Annotated in this window: 13 protein-coding genes and 1 pseudogene; 9 read left to right on the plus strand and 5 right to left on the minus strand. The window is 57.3% G+C overall.

What is annotated here, in order from left to right:
• Window positions 1–119: 119 nt before the first annotated feature.
• Window positions 120–1,160, minus strand: coding sequence for an Ldh family oxidoreductase (locus ACP3TY_RS12475; RefSeq protein WP_426620140.1), 1,041 nt, complete (start codon window positions 1,158–1,160; stop codon window positions 120–122).
• A gap of 231 nt (window positions 1,161–1,391) precedes the next feature.
• Between ACP3TY_RS12475 and ACP3TY_RS12480 the strand changes: the two genes are divergently transcribed.
• Window positions 1,392–6,146, plus strand: a complete 4,755-nt coding sequence (locus tag ACP3TY_RS12480; protein WP_426620142.1) for a dermonecrotic toxin domain-containing protein — start codon at window positions 1,392–1,394, stop codon at window positions 6,144–6,146.
• A 58-nt stretch (window positions 6,147–6,204) separates the two neighbouring features.
• On the opposite strand, the gene ACP3TY_RS12485 is transcribed toward ACP3TY_RS12480, so the two are convergent.
• Window positions 6,205–6,474 carry a PepSY domain-containing protein gene (locus tag ACP3TY_RS12485; RefSeq protein ID WP_426620143.1) on the minus strand — a complete coding sequence of 90 codons (270 nt, stop codon included), beginning with the start codon at window positions 6,472–6,474 and terminating at the stop codon, window positions 6,205–6,207.
• 153 nt (window positions 6,475–6,627) lie between these two features.
• On the opposite strand from ACP3TY_RS12485, the gene ACP3TY_RS12490 reads away from it, so the two are divergent.
• The gene (locus ACP3TY_RS12490; protein WP_426620144.1) at window positions 6,628–7,632 is read left to right on the plus strand and encodes a FecR family protein; all 1,005 of its coding nucleotides are present in this window, start codon (window positions 6,628–6,630) and stop codon (window positions 7,630–7,632) included.
• A 55-nt stretch (window positions 7,633–7,687) separates the two neighbouring features.
• Here the strand turns inward: ACP3TY_RS12490 and ACP3TY_RS12495 are convergent, their stop codons facing one another.
• Window positions 7,688–10,033 (minus strand): acylase, encoded by a 2,346-nt coding sequence (locus ACP3TY_RS12495; RefSeq protein WP_426620146.1) that lies wholly within the window; start codon window positions 10,031–10,033, stop codon window positions 7,688–7,690.
• 294 nt (window positions 10,034–10,327) lie between these two features.
• On the opposite strand from ACP3TY_RS12495, the gene ACP3TY_RS12500 reads away from it, so the two are divergent.
• A complete protein-coding gene (locus ACP3TY_RS12500; protein ID WP_426620147.1) occupies window positions 10,328–10,702 on the plus strand; it encodes a fe2+ zn2+ uptake regulation protein in 375 nt (124 codons plus the stop codon).
• Between the two features lie 18 nt (window positions 10,703–10,720).
• On the opposite strand, the gene ACP3TY_RS12505 is transcribed toward ACP3TY_RS12500, so the two are convergent.
• Complete coding sequence (locus ACP3TY_RS12505) at window positions 10,721–10,909, minus strand: hypothetical protein (RefSeq protein ID WP_053120542.1); 189 nt, start codon at window positions 10,907–10,909, stop codon at window positions 10,721–10,723.
• Window positions 10,910–11,066: 157 nt separating this feature from the next.
• Between ACP3TY_RS12505 and ACP3TY_RS12510 the strand changes: the two genes are divergently transcribed.
• The 6 genes and pseudogenes from ACP3TY_RS12510 (at window position 11,067) to ACP3TY_RS12535 (ending at window position 18,482) form a co-directional block, all read left to right on the plus strand.
• Window positions 11,067–11,207: a hypothetical protein gene (locus ACP3TY_RS12510; protein ID WP_007918111.1), complete on the plus strand. Its 141-nt coding sequence runs from the start codon at window positions 11,067–11,069 to the stop codon at window positions 11,205–11,207.
• Between the two features lie 241 nt (window positions 11,208–11,448).
• On the plus strand, window positions 11,449–12,696 hold the full coding sequence (locus tag ACP3TY_RS12515; protein ID WP_426620148.1) for an MFS transporter: 1,248 nt from the start codon (window positions 11,449–11,451) through the stop codon (window positions 12,694–12,696).
• A gap of 10 nt (window positions 12,697–12,706) precedes the next feature.
• Window positions 12,707–13,837, plus strand: coding sequence for an acyl-protein synthase (locus ACP3TY_RS12520; protein WP_426620149.1), 1,131 nt, complete (start codon window positions 12,707–12,709; stop codon window positions 13,835–13,837).
• 1 nt (window position 13,838) lies between these two features.
• Entirely contained in the window at window positions 13,839–16,238 is a 2,400-nt protein-coding gene (locus ACP3TY_RS12525) for an aldehyde dehydrogenase family protein (RefSeq protein WP_426620151.1), read from the plus strand.
• A 28-nt stretch (window positions 16,239–16,266) separates the two neighbouring features.
• Window positions 16,267–17,556 (plus strand): annotated as a pseudogene (locus tag ACP3TY_RS12530) (phenylacetate--CoA ligase family protein).
• Window positions 17,556–18,482: a GNAT family N-acetyltransferase gene (locus tag ACP3TY_RS12535; RefSeq protein WP_426620152.1), complete on the plus strand. Its 927-nt coding sequence runs from the start codon at window positions 17,556–17,558 to the stop codon at window positions 18,480–18,482. Before ACP3TY_RS12530 ends, ACP3TY_RS12535 begins: the two are co-directional and overlap by 1 nt.
• 56 nt (window positions 18,483–18,538) lie before the next feature.
• On the opposite strand, the gene ACP3TY_RS12540 is transcribed toward ACP3TY_RS12535, so the two are convergent.
• Window positions 18,539–19,069 carry a hypothetical protein gene (locus ACP3TY_RS12540; RefSeq protein ID WP_159812401.1) on the minus strand — a complete coding sequence of 177 codons (531 nt, stop codon included), beginning with the start codon at window positions 19,067–19,069 and terminating at the stop codon, window positions 18,539–18,541.
• Window positions 19,070–19,278 lie beyond the last annotated feature (209 nt).

Below are 19,278 nucleotides of genomic sequence, written 5' to 3' on the forward strand. Positions count from 1 at the left end.
TGAAGCGTACAGGCAGAAGCGGGCCTTTCCCCAGTCGCAAATTATTTCAAAATCTGTAAAGCACAGCTTTGATGGGCTGCCGAAGCCTCTCCGGCAGCCGATGGAGTCCACTGATAAACCTAGTGTCCGGCCAGCCGCTGCAGCTGTTCCAAAGTGTGTGTCTCCAGGGGAATGCCGTACTTGAGCGACTTCTCACGTTGCAAATGCCGACGATCACCCGGCAGACGCTTGAGCCCGACGCCGTGCATTTGCCGCACCAGTTCATGGCTGCGCTCGGCAAAACTCTGGCCCGACGCCTTGGAGGGATCAATCACGATCAGCAACTGACCGGTCCATGGCGTTTTCGCGCCGGGATGATTCTTCCAGTCGAACTCGAACGAGAAGTTTCCACCGGTGAGTGCCGCCGCGAGCAACTCGACCATCATCGACAGCGCCGAGCCCTTGTGCCCGCCAAACGGCAACAGCGCGCCACCTTCCAGAATGGCTTTGGGATCTTGCGTCGGCTGACCAAGGCTATCGACGCCCATTCCCGGCGGCAGGCGTTCGCCGTTACGCGCGGCAATCTGCACGTCGCCGTGCGCAATGGCACTGGTGGCCAGATCGAAAACGATCGGCGCCGCCCCGGCTTGTGGCGCGGCGAAAGCAATCGGATTGGTACCGAACAATGGCCGATCGGCGCCGTGCGGCACCACGCACGTCATGCTGTTAACCACGCTCAGGGCGACCAGGCCCTCCTCGGCGAACGGCTCAACGTCCGGCCACAGTGCCGCGAAGTGATGGGAATTGCGGATCGCCAGCGCCGCGATCCCGGCGCTGCGTGCTTTCTCAATCAGTAGCGGACGGGCCGCCGCCAACGCTGGCTGGGCAAACCCGTTTCCGGCATCAACCCGCACAAATCCGGCAGCGACATCCTCCACCAGCGGCACAGCCTGCCCGTTGACCCAGCCACTTTGCAGGGTCGACACATAACCGGGGATACGGAACACGCCGTGACTGTGCGCCCCGTCACGCTCGGCGCCGGCACAGTTAGCGGCCAGTGATCGAGCGACCTGCGCAGAGGTGCCGTGGCGCAAAAAAATCGTTTCAAGCAGTTGCGTCAGTTCTTCGAGCGACAGCGTGGATAAAACAGCAGCAGACACATGATCGGATGGCGCAGACATCTGAAGCTCCAGATTAATTATTGGAGGGAACAACAGCGTACGAATTCGCGAATCGATTAATCACGCCTGTAAGGCAGCGTGTCAACCCTTGCCGAGGGCAACGGCGTCACAGACTGGCACACTCTCGGGCACTGGGTGCGGTAACTATGTACCGCACGCATCTCTCTTTCGCCCCATAACCTAGCGACTCTATCTTCCGGCGCTACCGATGCGCCCTGTCGAGACTCGCGCATGTCCGCACCTTTTTCCCCGTTGTTGTTTCCAGAAACCTTGAAGTCTCCCGGCCTCTGGGCTGAGTTGGGCCGAACCCACGGTTTGTCGAGCAAGGATTTCGACTGGCTGGCCCATATTGAACTGGCTACTCAGGCGTTGCGCAGTGAACAAGTGCCGCCGATGCTGGCCCAGCGCATTTTGCTCAACACTGACGAATCCCCCGCCGAACCCTTGGTGGGCAGTTTTATTCTTGGCGCCACACCGAACGACCGCGGCGAGATTCTCTACACCCCTTACGAAGGCATCAAAAAACACTACAGTCGCGCCGATCTCGTCGAGCAATTGGAAAAACGCCTGAATTCCTCCGGCGACGCCGAACGGTTGTTGGCTTTTTTACCGATATCCCGGCGCAAACGCCTACTGGATTCAGCGGCCATCCGGGTCACCTTCGAAACCATTTCTGGCGATGTATTCGATGATCAGCAGGCCTTGATTCGACAGGCGCAACGCGTGAACGCTGAAGCCATGCTTGTCGAGTTGCAACAGTTACCCTCACTCAACGCATTGCTTGAACAGGTCATGGATGGATTGCTTGGAAACGCTTTTCCCGGCCTGCAACATCGCCTTACACGTGTGAGTTTTTATCTCAATCCCGACAACGATCAAACCCGACACTGGCTGGACTCCATGAGCCTGAACGACGCCGTGTTGATGTATTACCGCAATCAATGCTGGCCGGCCGGCCAGTTGCACGAATTTTCCAACCCGGCCATGACGCCGCGATCCGGGGATGAAGCGCTCTGGGAGAACGCCGTACTCAGCGCTTCAAGAAAATTGGCCGCGTTGTTGTTTGCGCAACTCGAAGCTTACTGGCAGGCCCCTTGCGCCGACGGCTCTACCCGTCGCGACTTTTTCGCTCAAGCGCTGGATGATCAGGCACGGGCCGAACTGCTGCTCAAACGCGAAACCAATATTATCGGTGCCGCGCAATTCGTCACGCTGCACCAAATGATCGAGCCGCTGCCTTCCGCCTCTCGGCTGCCGACCATCGAAACGGTGCGGATGTGGGAATACCAGGCCAATTACGTGGAGCTGGCGGGCTCGTTGATGATCAGCCACGACCACGCTTATCTCTACACCCCTACACAGGGCTTGCAGGTGCTCAAGGACTACCTCGATCTCAAGGAGACCTTGCTGAGGAAATTCAGGAGCGTCGGACACGAAGATGAACTGTACGGCCTGTTGAATCTGGAGGAACGCAACCGTTTCATCGGCTACGACCGCCCGCAAGTGACAGGGGAAATCGTTTCCGGCGAGATCTTCAAAGTGCTGTTCGAGTTGATCATCACCAAACAACGGCAGAACATTGATTACGCCTTGCAGGTGTTTCGCCACAGCGATGGTGCCGTTGACATACATGCGCTGGCCGACAAGGCGCTGGACATTCGCACGATGCTCCACGAGCAGTTACTGAACTTCGACGCCGACGAGCGCTGGAGTACCCGCCCGGCATTGTTCGGGCGCGAACAGCCTTCGTGGGTATTAGCCGACAAAACCAGACTGGCAATCAAGTCATTCGCCGACGTCAAAGCGCCCATCGTTGTCGAGTTCGCGGCGCAACCACTCACGTCAGCAACGTCGCAGCGCAATTACCTTGAGCAAATGAAACCGAGGCTGGCCCATGCCCTGTTCGTAGGTATTTGTGGCGAAGCGCGCATGCGGGTGATTTACGGCACGCTCCAGAAAGCACAGAGGGCGATAGTCGATACCGTTTTTGATGCCGACCAGCCGACACGCAGCAACCGTCGTCCACTGAATGGCTTTCGCCCCGATGCATGGTCGCTGACAGTGAATTGCTCCGGAGAGACAAAACCACTGCCCCTCGATCAATGTGTGTTGCTGACGGAACGCGGCGGTCTCGATACAGAACACTCCGGACGCGTGATCTTGTGGACACCTGCCTGGGGACTGGAAGCGTTTGACGACATCCTCCGCGCCCGACAAGCGCTGAACTTCCGGCTTCTCGACAGCGTTCAACGGCTTCCTCTGTTGGAAAACCTTCGTCCGTCACAACAACTGCTCCACCGCCGGTATTCGTTAGGCTCGTTGCAACTGATCGAGGGCAATGTGCTGGAGACCTGCATGCAATCGGCCATTGATCACTATCTGGCTCGTTGCGAACAATTACGTGTACGCCTGAAGGATTCCGCTCGACTGACAAAGGCTCTGTCTTTGCTCAGCAAAGCACCGCTGGAAACCAACTTGCAACGCGCCGCGGATGTTGCCCAAGCCATCAGGCAGCAGCAATTGCTGCCGGCCTGGCTAGGCATGGCGCCGCTTGCCGAGCAACAGCTGCACTTCGAGTTATTGGAGCAGTGGCGCAATAGCGTGACGGACGACAAGGATTATCTGCACGGCATTCCTTCTCTGTCGAACTACGTAGAGGCAACGCTGAAAACTTTGCTCGACGCGCAATTCCCCGGCAGCCACCTTGAGCCGCAACGAATAGAAATCAAGCCCAGTCTGGCGCTCGCCGGACCTGCGCAAAGCCTGCCCGAGTTCGCGCTCAATCACATCAATATCGCCCAGGGCACCGGCTTCAGCGTGGCCTCGAAAACCAGTCGAGCCCTACCGCCAGGACTCGATCAATCCGTCGTCAAAAAAATGCTGGCGTCGCTGAAGATTCCGAGCGCCTACGCAAAAACCGTTACTGATGCCCTCGCGCAAGACGTTCGCAAACAGCGTTTTCTCCGCCAGCTACCTTGGCAATTGTTGCAACACGCGCATGCTCTGAAGCTGCAGCAACGCTTGTCTGACAAAGCTTTCAACCTGGTAACGCAAGTTCTGGACATGCCGGACGGCAAGGCCCGCGCAACCGTAGAAGGCGCACACGCAACTATTTCCCCGTTGTCGCTGATCAAGACGCCACGAGCTATACCCGTTGAAATACCAGGCATGTATGTCATCGGCGCAAACGATAGTCTGCGAGTGCTCTATGCACCCTATGACGAGGAGGTGTTTCGAGAGTTTGCAACAGACAGCGACCTGATCGCCGCGCTGAATACACCGGGTAGCCTGCAAAATCAGCTTATTCGACGCGCACCCGAAAACCAGCAAGCGTCCCTGCACGGACTGCTGCACTCGAGCATTGGCGAAGTCAGTGAAATGACATTGGCGATGAGTCCGCTCACCGGCAATATTCTGCACCATCTCTACGACGACAACACTTCGCTGCTGCCCCACCTGCTCGCGAGCCAATTGAAAAGTACCGCGCAATCTGATTGGGAGGCTGCAAAAAAACTCTTCAGTGGGGGTATCAAACTGATTTCCACCATCCTCCCGGGCAAGCTCGCCTACCTCTCCTTTCTGTGGCGAAGCTACAACGACTTCAAGGAATCGGCAGAGGATTTACAGGATCACCATTGGAATCGCGCGGTACACGCATTTATTGCAGGCGCACTGCAAATGGTCAGCATGGGACGCTTGTCGATCGAGACGTCTGCAGAATCGACGGCCGTGCCCGACGAATCAGTGCCGGCGGCACCGCACCTTGATCGGATTAAACCCACCGCACCATCGCGCACCGAACTGCACCCTTTTGAAACCAACGCAGTTGCCCTGAAAGACCTCAGCCACCAACTCGACACCGGTACTTACTTCAACACCACGGACAAGCGCACCTACGCGGCTGTCGCGGGTAAGGTTTATTGCGTGGACAAACCCGGCCCGGTTTGGCAGTTGCTGAATGAGCAGACCCACGGGCCATCGCTCATAAAAATCGGCACTCAGCTGATTCTCGACCCTGACCGGCACACCGTCCATTACGGCAAGGCGATGTCCAAGATGTACAACCGCTTCGCCGCCGACCGCGAACGCCGGCTGGTACTGAACATCGAGGCACTCGGCATGGAGGCCATCCGCAGCAAACACCCGGACAAAGCGCGGATGCTGGTGCAGGCCATCGATATGGCCCGCTATTACGCATTCAACAGCTTGCATAATCTGGCACAACTGCGCAGTGCACCGGTCGGCACCCGACTCGATCGCTTCCTCAAGCAGTTCTTTGATGTGAGTCAGATCGACGACACGCTGATCAACAAAATAAAACAGGCGATCGTCCCGGTGTGCACGGCGCTGGTAGATCCGAGTGAGGACTTGATGAACACCGACCGCTTCGTCATTGGTTCGAACAAATACCCCGGCGCCAACCTGATTGCCTTCGTCCTGGATGAGGATGAGCAACGCAAGGTGCACTTCACCGAAAAATTCTTCTCCCAGCAACTGGACTGGTACAAATCTTCTCTGACCGAACCCTTTAATGTCGACGGGCATGCCCAGGCGTCCGTGCTGATTCATGAATTTGCCCATCAAATCTGCAACGCCGTAGACATTGCCTCGCTGGAAGCCCGCCGGCCCTTCAGCGATTTGATCGAGACCCTTACCGGCCAAGGCATCGCGATGAAAAACACTCAGCAGACGTTCCAGCGTCAAGCGCTGTCGTTGGCCACCCCGCGACAAGAGCTGTTTTCGCGCTGGAGCGATAAGCAACAAGCCTGGATTGGCTTCGATCAACTGCCTCACATGACGAACGTCAGCCGACAGATACTCGACGCCACGCTGAGCCCCACGCTGAACGACGCACGCAATGCCTTCCTCGATCAACAAACGCCACATCCGCGCATTGAGACTATTTTGCGCAATGCCGACTCGATTGCTTTCCTGATCGGCGAGATGGGCCGGCAATTGGATCCGGCACCAGTCATTGCGCCGTAATCAGGCAAAAAAATGCGCAGGCCAGGCCTGCGCATGATTGAGACAGAGAGCTGTGACGTCAGTCTTTCTGATCCCGCAAGACATTGCCCGAAGCACCGTCGATGCGGAACTCGTACACAACGCCGTCGGCTTTACGCCCTTCGCCTTTCCAGTAACCGTTGTTGTCGGCTTCGATTTCGTAAACCTCTACGTAACCGGCTTTGGTTTTGACGATTTCGATGGCTTTCTCAATGGTGATCCAGCCTGCACCGGGCTTGTCTGCCAGCGCGGCGCCAGCGCTGAGCAAACTGGTGGTGGCAATCAGGGCGGCAAAAGTTTTTTTGATCATTTTTTCACTCCATTTGTGGATAGTGCGCGAGGGTGTCCTGTTTTTTTGGGCGCCCCAGGGAAAAATAAGTTCCACTTTGATGGGTAATTGCCATGACGGATGTTCTCGGCAACTGATCGTCAAGGTTAGAATGTGCGAAATCAGGACGAGTCAATGACCCAAGACACCCTCTCGGAAGCCGAATACGATGCGATCACCGATGCCGCCGCGCATTGGTGCATGCGTGTGCACGCGGCTGATTGCACGGACGAAGAGCGACGCGCGTTCGAACAATGGCTCGATGCTCACCCGCTGCATGCGTTCGAATATGAAGCGATGCTGGAAATCTGGGACGTTGCCGAACATCTGCCGCGCCCCGAAGTTGACGTTGTCGTGCCGATCAGCCGCTCGCCGGCACGCTCGTGGCGACACTACGCGGTAGCCGCTGGTGTTTGCGCCGTCGCATTACCGCTGGCTGCAGTCGCTGGCTGGAACCTTGGCTGGTTGCCCAACAGCTATCAGCATTTCGCCGCCACCGACAACGTACGTCAGGTCACGCTGGGTGATGGCAGCCAGCTCGAACTGAATCTGAACACCGAGCTGACCTTCAGTAATTACAAGGACGAGCGCCGCGTCACCCTGGAAAAAGGTGAAGCGTTCTTCACCGTCAGCCATGACATGAGCCACCCGTTTGTCGTGCGTGCAGGCGAAGGCAGGATTCGTGTAACGGGCACACGTTTCAACGTCTGGATGTATGAAGACCAAGTGCGGGTCAACCTGATTGAAGGTTCAGTGCTGGTGACCAGCAACACTGCATTGTCGGGTGATGGTTTGCGTCTCGGGCCGTCGATGCAGGCTCGCTACAAGCATGGTGATTACATGCCGCAGATCAGCCAGACCTACCCCAATGACAGCGCTTTGGCCTGGCGCAGCGGCAAACTGGTACTCGACAATCTGTCGCTCAACGACGCACTGCCGCTGATCAATCGATATCTGGACAAACCGTTGATGCTCAACGATAACGCGACCGGTGCGATTCGCGTGGGGGGCATTTACAACATCAAAGAGATGCACAATCTGCCAAGCACTCTGCCCAAAGTGCTGCCGGTTTATCTGTCGCGTAACAAGGATGGCGACCCGGTGATCAACTCGCTGCCACAACAACCGCCAAAAAGCTGAAGGCCGCGCCCCTTGCGGGATGCGGCCTCCATTTTTAAAGTCGCAATAGCCGTTTTTACTGCGTTGCCACTTTTCCAGTCTTATCCAGTGCTTCGCGGATGGTCTGTACCTGATACTGCGGATCCGTCTGAATCTGCTGTTCGGTAAACGGCAGGACGCTCCATTGTTTCTTCGAGAACGCTTCAGTCTGATCCCGCGAATACTTCGATGCCGGATCACTGGACAACGAGAACGCCAACAGTCCTTGCGCGTGCGGGCCCTTTTCATCGAACGTGACCACTTGCAGGTAGCTGGTGCCGCTGACCACTTCCAGTTTGCCGTCCTCACGCGGCACGCTCTGAATCGCGTTATAGATCCCCAAAGTACCCGGCCCGCCATGAATCGGCGTCTGTTGCCCGCCACTGCTGACCACCTGAATATCACCCCAGCGAGCGTCAGACTTGAGGCCCATTTTTGCGCTTAATGCGACCGACGCCAACATGGCCTCGCGAAGCGCTTTGGCCACCGCTGGCTGCTCAATAGCCAGACCACGTGGCGTGTTTTGCGCATCCTTTGGATCGAACGCCACCCGCCAGATATCCGGAGATTCTTGCAAGGCTTGCATGATGCTCTGGAAGTGCACCAGGCCCAGACCCGAATCCAGATTGGCCCGGCCGTCCCACACTTTCAGGCTGGCACACAGCGGTTTCAGCGCAGCAGCGTCAGTACCTGTTTCATTGGCGCAGAATTTCAGCAGATCCGGCACAACCTGATCCGCCAAATACACTTGATCGTCCATCACCATGTGCTGGAGATCCTTCACCGCCAGGGTAGCGTTTTTGCTCAGGCTGGCGAGACGATTCAGGGCGAAGCGCGAGCGCAGCCCCAACGGTTGACCCTCCTGACTGATCAGCGGCGAGAACCCGGTCAAGGGTTGCGCCGGATTCGCCAGCCAGGCGGAATCATTGGAATGCTGTACGAAATCCTTGCGCAGTAATTGCGGCAGCTGGCTGGAGGCAAAAATACCTTTCTGCGCGGCTGCCGGATCAATGTCCCAGGCGCAAGCGCTGTTCGAGCCGTCCAGAATGATCATCTGCAAACCAATGCGTGGATCGCTGCATTTGGCCAGTTTATCGGCACTGACGTTGGGCACCACCGACAGGTTCATGTATAGCGTCTGTCCCTTGTCATCCACGGCCAGGGTATTAACCCAGGGAATGCCTTGAATTTTGTGCACCGAATCCTGCAAATCCTTGAGGCTGGCAGCCTGATTCATTGCGTACCACTGTTTGAGTACGCGATCGTTCTCAAGGTTGGCGTCGCGCAAACTGTACGCGTATTGATTATCCCAATCGAGCTTGCCCGGCCACTGCACCACCGGGCCGAACTGCGAGCTGTAAATGTCTCGCGATACCGGCACGACCTGGCCGTCCGCCTGCTTGACCTGCACCGTTACGGTCTGCTTGCTCATTGGCAGTGATTTGCCATCAAGCATGTAGTGCGTCGGATCTTTCGGATCGAGTGGCAGGCGGTAGAGCGTGAAGTGTTTCGACGAGTCAACCGTGTGCGTCCACGCCAAGTGCTGGTTGAAACCGATGTTGATCATTGGCAGGCCCGGCAGCGCAGCCCCCATAACGTCGAGTTTGCCGGGGATGGTCAGGTGCATCTGATAGAAACGCATGCCGCCGACCCAAGGAAAATGCGGGTTGGCCAGCAACATGCCGCGACCATTAAATGAACGTTCGCTGCCAACGGCCACCGCGTTGCTGCCGCGATCCAGGGCGAAACGTTGCTGGCGCACGCCGGCCATTTGATAAGCGTGATGATCGTGCTCGATCCGGGCAGTGGCCTGTGGCGGTGTCGCACCCGCCAGTGCTTCGGCGAATTGACCAACGCCACCTTCAACCAGCAGACGCCGCGTCAACTTGACCAAATCTTCAGCGGCAATGTCGCGCACCCATTCGCCTTGGCATTGCTGCGTCAGGCCTTGCTGGCGACGTTCGGCAAGATATTTGTTGTAGCCGGCGGCGTAACCTTCGACCAGATCCTGCACTTGGGAAGTCTGTGCCTGCCAAAAACCATTGACCGCTTCAGGCGTGTTCAGCCAATTGAAAAACACATCGCTGACGCGATTTTCGCGCTCTTCCACAGTGAACTGATCCGGGCCGAAATAGCGTGAGCGCTGACCGTTGACCGTGACGATCTCGTTGGCCAGCAGACAGAGGTTGTCTTGCGCGTAGACGTAGCCGATGCCAAAACCCAAACCGCGTTCGTTGTCAGCGCGAATGTGCGGCACGCCAAAAGCGGTACGCCGAATATCGGCGCTGGCCTCAGTGGCGGGACTGAGTGCATGGGCGGAAAAACTTAGCCCGAAAGCCATACCGGCAAGGGTCAGTCCAAATAACTGCCTGGAAATAATCACGCTCGCTCCTGATCGAAATGCCGAAGAGCGCAGGCGTGCCTGGCCTGAAAGGACGGGCACGCCTGCGCTCTGAAAACACCCACGCGTCCACGCGCAATGAGCCTTTGCAAGTAACGAAGCCGAGAAAAAAAATTTAGGCCGCCGAACAGCGATCTGAAGCCGTAATTACGGAGAAAAGACGAATTTCCGACAAAATTTCTACATTTTTTCTTTCATGATTTCTCGTGCTGATTCGTCTTGTTTAGAGAGAGCACAAAAACCTTTCCCGATCTGGCCCTGCAAAGGAGTAATCGCATGTACAACTCGCAACTACCATCGGACGGTAGCCAGGCGCCACAAGGGGCTTCCATGAGCTCCCTGGCGAGCGATTTCGGGCAGCGTGCCGACCGTCACGGCAACGAACGGATCCGCCTGCTACTGAAAAGTTTTGGTCTGCGCACCAGTCTGATCCGCCTGAAAGTTATCGACGCCCTGCTGGTCGCGGCACAAAGCAAACGTCGTCTGGGCGTTCGCGGCGTCCACAGCCAATTGCTGGATCTGGACATTCCGCTGTCATTTCTCAGCGTCCGCGAAGTCCTTAAACGCTTGTGCGCCGAAGGTGTCATCACCTTCAACGCCGACAAGAGTTACAGCCTGCATCCACAAGCTGCGGCCGTCCTCAACGAGTAACCCGTACAGCGATCGCCGTCAGGATTTGACCTTGCGGCGCATCACGGCGTTGATAATCACCACGATCACCGCCACGGCGATGGCAATGTACTGAAACATCTTTTCAGTGATCATCCCGGCGTTTTGCGCCCAGGACAGGCCGAGCATGATCGCCAGTACCGACACGGCAATCAGAATCGAATAAATCAAACGTTGCTTATGGGTCATTGCGGTTTCCTGAAACTTTGAAATGTATCCGGTTTGTATCTGTTTGCATGCCATGCGCTTACCGTTTCACGGGGATGCGCCGCTGCAATCGGGGTCTCATGTTACAGCCGATGAAGAGTTTTGGCTTCATGACGGCGTAACCATGAGGATTTTTGAAATGCTGCGTCGAATCACCTGGCTGATTCCCGTTCTTGCCCTGCTGACCCTGAGTGGCTGCATCATCTTCCCCCACGGCGGCTGGCACGACGATCACCATCGTTACTACCAGGGTGGCCCTGGTTATTATCAACATCGCTAGAACAGGATTGTTCGCCCTGCCCGCGCTTCTCTGAATGACCGCGACAGGGAAATCACCCAGCCGATCCACTGCACACAATGCCCGCATTCAAGCGGGCATTTTTGTGTGCGCCGATCCGCCAGTCCAGCGCTTAAACAAGCCGCAAGCATTTGAAATCTAATGTCGCAGCAAACCGTTAGGCCACCGGATGGCGCGCGCCTAGGATTTGAGAATCTTTTTCGACTCGCAAACAAGGATGTTTATGCAGAGGACACTTATCAGGATCCACCGTCGACAGGCCATCGGATTTTGTCTGGCCATAATGGCGTTTGAATTGCTGACCTACATGGCCAGCGACATGATCATGCCGGCCATGCTGACGGTAGTGACGGAGCTGGATGCCGATGTGCGTCACGTGCCAAACGCCTTCAATCTGTACCTGATTGGCGGTGTCTGCCTGCAATGGCTGATCGGGCCATTGTCGGATCAATGCGGGCGGCGACCGATGCTGCTGCTGGGTTGCGCACTGTTTGCTATTTCCTGCGCGGTTGCCTTCATAACCGACAGCATCGAAATGTTCAATCTGCTGCGCGTGCTGCAGGGCATGGGTTTGGGGTTTGTGGTGGCCGTCAGTTATCCGGCCCTTCAGGAAGTTTTCTGCGAGGCGGACGCCGTGCGCCTGATGGCATTACTCGGCAATGTGGCGCTGTTGTCGCCCTTACTCGGGCCGCTGCTGGGCAGCCTGCTGCTGGAATGGGTGAACTGGCGCGAGCTGTTTCTGGGACTCGCGGTGGCGGCTGGCGTGGTCTGGGTCGGGCTATTTATCTGCATGCCCGAAACCGTGGGCATTGTGCGCCGTGACGGACAGGCGCTACGCCCGGTGGCCTTCTCTTGGCGACAGACCCGCCAGCGCTATCTGGCCCTGCTGGCCAATCGCAGGTTCCTCGCTGCAAGTCTGGCGCTAGGCCTGATGAGCCTGCCGTTGATTGCCTGGATTGGCCTTGCCCCCTTGTTACTGATCCAGCTGCTGGGCCTGACTTCGGTTGAATATGGCCTTTGGCAAATCCCGATTTTCTCAGCAGTTATCGTCGGCAACCTGATGCTTGATCGTTTATTACTGACGCACTCGATACCCGAACTGATAGGCCTGGCACTCTGGCCTTTCAGTCTTGGATTGCTGGCTCTGGGCGTGTGCGCAGTGATTGGCACAACCATCACCCCGGTGATTGCCAGCCTGGCGCTGTACGCCATCGGGTTGGGCATGAGCAATGCCGCTTTGTATCGAATGGCACTGTTTGCCAGTGATGACAGCAAGGGGCTGGTGTCCGCCATGATCGGCATGATTTCGATCACCGTGATGGGCATCGGCGGCTCGCTGATTGCTGCTGGCGGCGGTGGCTCACGCGTTGAATTCTTCGCACTCTGGTCAGCCTTCGGCGGCCTGCTGTGTTTGCCTTTTCTCCACGGTTTTTTACAAGGCGCGAAAACCGCGCCACCTCCACCTCAATAAAGGATTATTGATGACTCATCTGCCCTATAGCGACGCGCTGTGCGCGTTGCCGCAGCCCTATTGTCGGACCTCGGCCCCCGCAGGACTGTTCGATCAAGCCATGGCCGAGACCAGTCGTTTTCATTGCCGGCACACCCCCGGTTACGAGCACTGGCTGAACAGTCATGGAATAAATGTGCATGACCTCGACAGCCTGGACGACTGGTCAACATTGCCGCCGATCTTCGCCAGTTTTTTCAAGCGTCACCTGCTGCTCAGCAGCACCGGTGAGCACGCACTGGAACTGACGTCCTCGGGCACCAGCGGCGAACAAAGCCGTATGCGCTATGACACACGCAGCATGGCTGGCGCCCAGTTCATGGTCGAACGAATATTCGATCATTACGGCTGGAACACTCCCGAAACCCCATGCAACTACCTGCTTCTGAGCTACGAGCCAAAAGATCGCATTACCTTGGGGACCGCTTACACCGATCAGTTTCTCTGCCGTTTTGCGCCAAAAAATCGCGTGATCTACGCCCTTCGCAATACGGGCGACGGTCATCAGTTCGATGTATTTGGTGTGATCGCTGCTCTGCAATCCTTCGCTGAAGAAGGCGTGCCGGTGAGGATATTCGGCTTTCCCGCATTTCTCTGGCAGGCCCTGCAGCGAATGCAGGCGACCGGTGTAGCGGATTTACAGTTACCGCCGAATTCGCTGGTGTTTTTCGGGGGTGGCTGGAAAACCCAGGCCGCGCAGAAAATCCCAAAAGCGCAGTTATATGCGCAAATCCACCGGCAACTGGGGATTGAGCCGTCGAATTGTCGCGATGGTTATGGAGCCGTCGAGCACGCAGTGCCTTACGTCGAATGCGCTGAGCATCACTTTCATGTGCCGGTGTATTCACGCGTCTACATACGCGATCCCGGTGACTTTCGCGTGTTGCCCTATGGCAGGCAAGGCTTGTTGGGATTCGTCTCGCCCTACATCTCGTCGAGTCCTGCGCATGCGGTAGTGATGAGTGACCTGGCCACGTTACACCCCGGCGAAAGCTGCAACTGCGGCCTGGAAAGTGACTGGTTTGAACTGCATGGCCGCGCCGGCACCAGTGCCGGACGCAGTTGCGCCATGGCCGCCGCCGAACTGCTGGGGGATCACTGACATGTTTTTGATTAATGGACAGCTGAATCCCCAACGTAGCCTCGATGACGCACTGCACACTCTTTATGCGGATCTGCCACAGCGCTTGAGCATGCCCTTGCGCGCAGAAACGGTGATCAGCGCAGCAATCCGGTTCGCCGAACAATTGCGCGACGGCAGCACACTCGCGCTCGACGCCGAGCAATGCCAAGCGTTGATCAACTTCTGCCAGGACGATGCTTTACGCCACAAACTTGCGCGCGAACTCGGCGATCAACCAACCTCACTGCGGCGTATTGATTACCGTCAGCCACCTTTCGAAAGCTGGCGCGCATTGGGACTGGTCGTGCACATCACGCCGGGCAACGCGCCGTTGCTGGCATTCTGCGCGGTGCTTGAAGGTTTGCTGGCCGGCAACGTCAATTGGCTGCGCCCCAGCAGCAGCGATCAAGGATTGACCGCGCGTCTGCTTCAAGCGCTGGTGCAATGCGATGCCAGCGGACAACTCGCCGGCTACATCGCCGTATTACCGGTGGCCACTGCGCACATCGGTCAGCTGTGCAAAAAGGCCAACGGCGTCGCCGCCTGGGGTGGAGAGTCCGCGTTGCGGGCCATCCGCCAACAGCTGCCGCCCGGTTGTCGCTGGATCGATTGGGGACATCGCATCAGCTTCGTTTACATGACACCGGAGGCGGCATCAGCGCAGGCGCTGGATGCCGTGGTCGATGAGGTCTGTCGTCTGGATCAGCAGGCGTGCTCCAGCCCGCAATGGCTGCTGGTGGACAGCGATGACCCTTCGGCACTGCGCGACATCGCTGACAAAGTGGCCGAGGCCTTTGAACGTCGCGCCGGGCAATGGCCAGCGTTGCAACCCACGCTGCAAGAAGCCTCGCAAATCACCACCCAAACGCAGATGACCCGCTTGGCGCAGAGTTTTGCCGGGCAGATGGGGCACGTCTGGAGCGGATCGGGCTGGCGTGTGATTTGGGCGCATACCCGCCAATTGAGCCCCTCACCGTTGTTTCGCAGCTTGCTGCTCTTCCCGGTGCCTCGCGCGCGAATCAGTGAAACCTTGCTGAATTGGCGAAACGTCCTGCAAAGCTGCGCGCTGGTGTGCGAGGACAGCCAAATCAGTGAGCTGACGCAAACGCTGATCAGCGCCGGCGTCACCCGTCTGGCGCCGGTCAATGCCATTCACGACGGCTATGACGGTGAACCCCACGACGGCGTCTATGCGCTGCAACGGCTTAGCCGTCGAGTGTCGGTCAGCCTGTCCGCAACCACACTGCCGACCCATGCAACCCTTGACCCACTGCCACTGGCGCCCGTCCGCAACGGTCAGCCGATCATGAGTAAAGACGCCTTCGTCTCGCACCCCATCAATCCGGCAGCGCAACTGTATTTTCGCTCCGGCGGCAGCAGCGGCCTGCCGGCGTTGGCGGGTTTCAGCTACCGCGACTTCGAGCGGCAGATGCGGGCAACGGCCGATGGACTATTTGCGGCTGGTCTGGATCCGCGCCGTGACCGGGTCATGAATCTGTTCTTCAGTGGGGGGTTGTACGGGGGGTTCTTCAGCTTCGCCAAAGTACTTGAGCTGCTCGACGTTAGCCACCTGCCGATGGGGGCCCCCGCTGATGATGAATACGCTGAAATCGCGCAACTGATCGTCGATCAACGCGTCAACGTGCTGATTGGCATGCCGAGCACCCTGCACCGCTTGTTCCTTAAAGAGAAAGAGCGACTGCAAGCGTACGGCAACATCGAAAAAGTCTTTCTCGGAGGTGAGCACGTCAGTGAGCAAAGTCGCGATCTGCTGCAAAGTTGCGGCGTTTCCCACATCCGTTCGGCCATCTATGGCAGCGTTGACGCGGGCCCGCTCGGCCACGCATGCCAGGCGACCGGCGATGGCGTGTTCCATCTGCTAAGCGATATCCAGCACCTGGAAATTATCGGGTTCGATGACGACGTCGCGGTGAGCGGTGATGGCGTCGGCCGACTGATCTTTACCTCAACCGCCCGGGAGGGCCAGTTCGTCGAGCGTTATGACATCGGCGACAGTGGTCGCTGGGTGCCCGGGCATTGTGCTTGCGGGCTGCTCTCGCCGCGTTTCGAACTGTTGCAACGCCACGGAAAACTGATTCGTATCGGCACCGATTTCATTTCCCTGAGCGAACTGGCCGAGCGCCTGCAAAGCCCTTTCCAACTGTTGCTTGACCACGCACCCGACGGCGTCGAACGCATGCGCCTGCGCTCGGAACTCTCATCAGAGGAGGCCCTGACCCGCCTGGCCAGCTATTTGACGCTCGCGACCGTCGTGCAGAGCGGATTGGTGGTGCTCGAAGTTGAAGCCTGTTCCGTCGAACACTTCACTCGCCACAAACACAGCGGCAAGACGCCGATATTCATCGACTCACGGCGTTAACAGCCGACTTATTACAAGAGAAAACACCGTGAAAACTATTCATCAACTCAACGAGCTGATCACCTACGCTCGTCAACACTCGGGTTTTTACACAGAAACGCTGGGCCCTGTTAATCAACCGATCACGGCTTTGGCCCAACTGCCACTGACCGATCCAGTCGACTACTGGGATCAAAGTCATGACCTTGATCGTTGGCCTGTGCTGACAGGTTCACCGAGTCAGGCGCTGGTGTTCAAAACAGGCGGCTCGACCAGCGCAGGCAAGTTGTCCGTTTACAGCCGCAGGGAATGGCACGCGCTCGTCAGAGACTGACGTCATAGCCTGACAACGCAATTCAAGCCCGACGATCGCGTGGCCAATCTGTTTTTCGCCGGCGACTTGTATGCCAGCTTTCTGTTTATTCATGACGCGCTCGCGCATGTCGAAACGTCGATTACCGAATTCCCTTTCACCGGCGACGTCGATTCCAGTGTATTGGCCGAAGCGATCGTTCAGCATCGGATCAATGTTCTGGCGGGAGTGCCTGCGCACTTGTTGGCATTTGCCGCCTGGCTGAGCCGTCATGGGCAGATTCTGCAGGGCGTCGAGACAATCCTTTACGGCGGCGAAAGCTTATTTGCTTCGCAGCGGCAGGTACTCGGCCAAGTTTTCCCCAACGCCCGCATCACCTCCATTGGCTACGCCAGCGTCGATGCCGGTTTTATCGGCGCCAGTACACTGGACTGTGATGACGGCGAGCATCGAATGCAGGACGAGCACGCCATTATCGAGATCATTGACGAGGTGTCCGGAGCGGTGATTGATGACTGTGATCAGCCGGGACTGTTAGTGCTCACAAACCTGAATCGAACCTTGATGCCGCTGGTTCGCTACCCGGTCGGCGATCGCGCCTGCTGGCGTGAGCCCGCCGGCACCGCCCGGCGTAAATTTGCCCTAAAAGGACGCAGCGCCAGCAGCCAACGGGTGCGCGTGGGCCTGCTTTCGCTGATTCCGAGCGAAATCGGCGCCATCGTCCAGCACACCGTTGGCAGTGACGACTGGCAACTGATGATCGAACAGACAGCGCACAAGGATGTATTGAGCCTGAAGTGGCAACCGACCACCCCGCCGCCGTCCGATGAGAACGCTTGCCGGCAACTTGAATCGCGCTTGGTCGAGTGCTATCCGCTGATCAAAAAACTGCAGGCTGACCAATTGCTGGAACTGCGCATTCAGCGTTGCACATCCGAAGACCTGCAACGTCATCCGCGCTCCGGAAAATGCTTGCGCATACTCGATCGGCGCGTGTACTCGCCCCCTGCTGCGGGGCTTACGTGATGGAAACACTGATTTTACGCAACTACCGCAATTCCGACGCAACGGCGGTCAGCCAACTGTTCAGGCAGGTCTACGGTGATCACTATGTGCAACCGCATGTGTACCTGCCGCACATGATTAGCCAGAACCACGCGGATCATCGATGGCATTCGCTGGTTGCCGAAGTCGATGAACAGATCCTCGGCCACGCCACACTGTTTCGCGAAACCGCCTCGCACAGCGCCGAACTGGCGCTGAGCGTCGTCCACCCGCAAACCCGTGGCCAACAAATCGCCACGCGTCTGGGCGAGCAGTTACTGACTCATGCGCAGGCGTTGGGGTGTCGCAATGTCACGATCAAGCAAGTCACCCATCACCCCTACACGCAGCGGATGGCCGCCAGCCTTGGCTTTCATAACACCGGGCTGCTGCCGGACTACGTACCCTCGCCGTTCGGCGCCAGCACGCCGGAATCGATTGTCATTGGTTGCCGGGTCATTCCAGGCTATCAACAACCGTTGCCGAGCCAACGCTGGCCCACCCGTTGCGCGGCATTCATGCTCCACCTCAGCAACGTGTTCGGTGTCCATGATCAAACGCCTCGCTGGAGCGGCGTACCGGTTCAACTGGAAAAGCAGGCGAACCGTTACGACATGCTCGTGAAAAAGATCGATCCGGGCTTGATCAGGCAGTTGCGAGAGTTGCCAGCGCATTGGCTGGTGTCGATAAAGCTCAGACTGTCCAGGCACTTTGCCGTGGATCTGAGCCGGCTCGCCGATATCGGTTTTGTCTTTACGGGACTGGCGCCGGGGCACGGCAACTACGAGGGATGGTTGGCGTTGTTTCATCGGGGAATGTGTCAGCGGACGCTGCATCTCCACTGTCCGCACATGCAACGCTTGCACGAATTGACGCAAACGCAGGCAGCCACACAGATTGATCGTTAGCGGGAGCGATGACCTGTGGTCTGATGAAAACTCAGCAGACCACAGGATTGCGGCGTTTAGGCCTTGGCTTTAACACCCTTGTCCGAAGGCGGCAAAGGGGCGTTACCGTCACCATAGGTCTTCAGATTCTGCAGCACGTAGATGGCTTTCTTGAATTCGGGGATCAAGCTCTTCCCGTAGAAATTGCCATTAAGGCTGTTGCTCTGGATGGTGTCCAGTTGGGTCGCGAAATACTCCAGCGCATTGAAGCGCGCGTCAGGGTCTTTCTGCACGCCGAAACGGTCGAACTTATCGCCAGCATTGAGCAGTGTGATGGAGGTGACTTCAGAAATCAGTCCCCGGCCACGCAAGAACTCACTCAGGTTGCCCAATTGCTTGACCGACACGTTGGCCGGGTCAAAACCCTTGATCTGTTTGCGCAGGCCTTGCTTGTCCATTTCGGCCACATTCAAAGCGTTGGGATCGTTGCCGACCAAAGTGAGCATCTGCTGCACCTTGACGCTCTGAGCCACTTGTTTCTTCGCACCCGTGTCGCGAACCAGAATGCCGGCCTTGCTCTGCCAGGTACCGGTAATGCCGATAGTCATGCGAAAACTCCTTGAAAAACGGCCATGAAATGTCCTTGTTGAGCGACTTGTATGCCCGAGAGTATCGGCCGGCACACCAGTGACTCCAACTTATTTATGGTCTTTTTACACATTTCGTACATTTCAGATACAAATCTGCAAAGCCACCTAAATAAAGGCTTACAGCGATACTGTTAAAGCGCCGAGAATAGATTTACAGTACTAATGAA

It is taken from the genome of Pseudomonas rustica, from assembly GCF_049959085.1.
GTDB classification, from domain to species: Bacteria; Pseudomonadota; Gammaproteobacteria; order Pseudomonadales; family Pseudomonadaceae; genus Aquipseudomonas; species Aquipseudomonas rustica.

What these genes read in the sequence shown, in the direction of transcription:
- ACP3TY_RS12475 (WP_426620140.1), bottom strand. Translation starts at nt 1,160, where the DNA reads ATGTCTGCGCCATCCGATCATGTGTCTGCTGCTGTTTTATCCACGCTG.
- ACP3TY_RS12480 (WP_426620142.1), top strand. Translation starts at nt 1,392, where the DNA reads ATGTCCGCACCTTTTTCCCCGTTGTTGTTTCCAGAAACCTTGAAGTCT.
- ACP3TY_RS12485 (WP_426620143.1), bottom strand. Translation starts at nt 6,474, where the DNA reads ATGATCAAAAAAACTTTTGCCGCCCTGATTGCCACCACCAGTTTGCTC.
- ACP3TY_RS12490 (WP_426620144.1), top strand. Translation starts at nt 6,628, where the DNA reads ATGACCCAAGACACCCTCTCGGAAGCCGAATACGATGCGATCACCGAT.
- ACP3TY_RS12500 (WP_426620147.1), top strand. Translation starts at nt 10,328, where the DNA reads ATGTACAACTCGCAACTACCATCGGACGGTAGCCAGGCGCCACAAGGG.
- ACP3TY_RS12505 (WP_053120542.1), bottom strand. Translation starts at nt 10,909, where the DNA reads ATGACCCATAAGCAACGTTTGATTTATTCGATTCTGATTGCCGTGTCG.
- ACP3TY_RS12510 (WP_007918111.1), top strand. Translation starts at nt 11,067, where the DNA reads ATGCTGCGTCGAATCACCTGGCTGATTCCCGTTCTTGCCCTGCTGACC.
- ACP3TY_RS12515 (WP_426620148.1), top strand. Translation starts at nt 11,449, where the DNA reads ATGCAGAGGACACTTATCAGGATCCACCGTCGACAGGCCATCGGATTT.
- ACP3TY_RS12520 (WP_426620149.1), top strand. Translation starts at nt 12,707, where the DNA reads ATGACTCATCTGCCCTATAGCGACGCGCTGTGCGCGTTGCCGCAGCCC.
- ACP3TY_RS12525 (WP_426620151.1), top strand. Translation starts at nt 13,839, where the DNA reads ATGTTTTTGATTAATGGACAGCTGAATCCCCAACGTAGCCTCGATGAC.
- ACP3TY_RS12535 (WP_426620152.1), top strand. Translation starts at nt 17,556, where the DNA reads ATGGAAACACTGATTTTACGCAACTACCGCAATTCCGACGCAACGGCG.
- ACP3TY_RS12540 (WP_159812401.1), bottom strand. Translation starts at nt 19,069, where the DNA reads ATGACTATCGGCATTACCGGTACCTGGCAGAGCAAGGCCGGCATTCTG.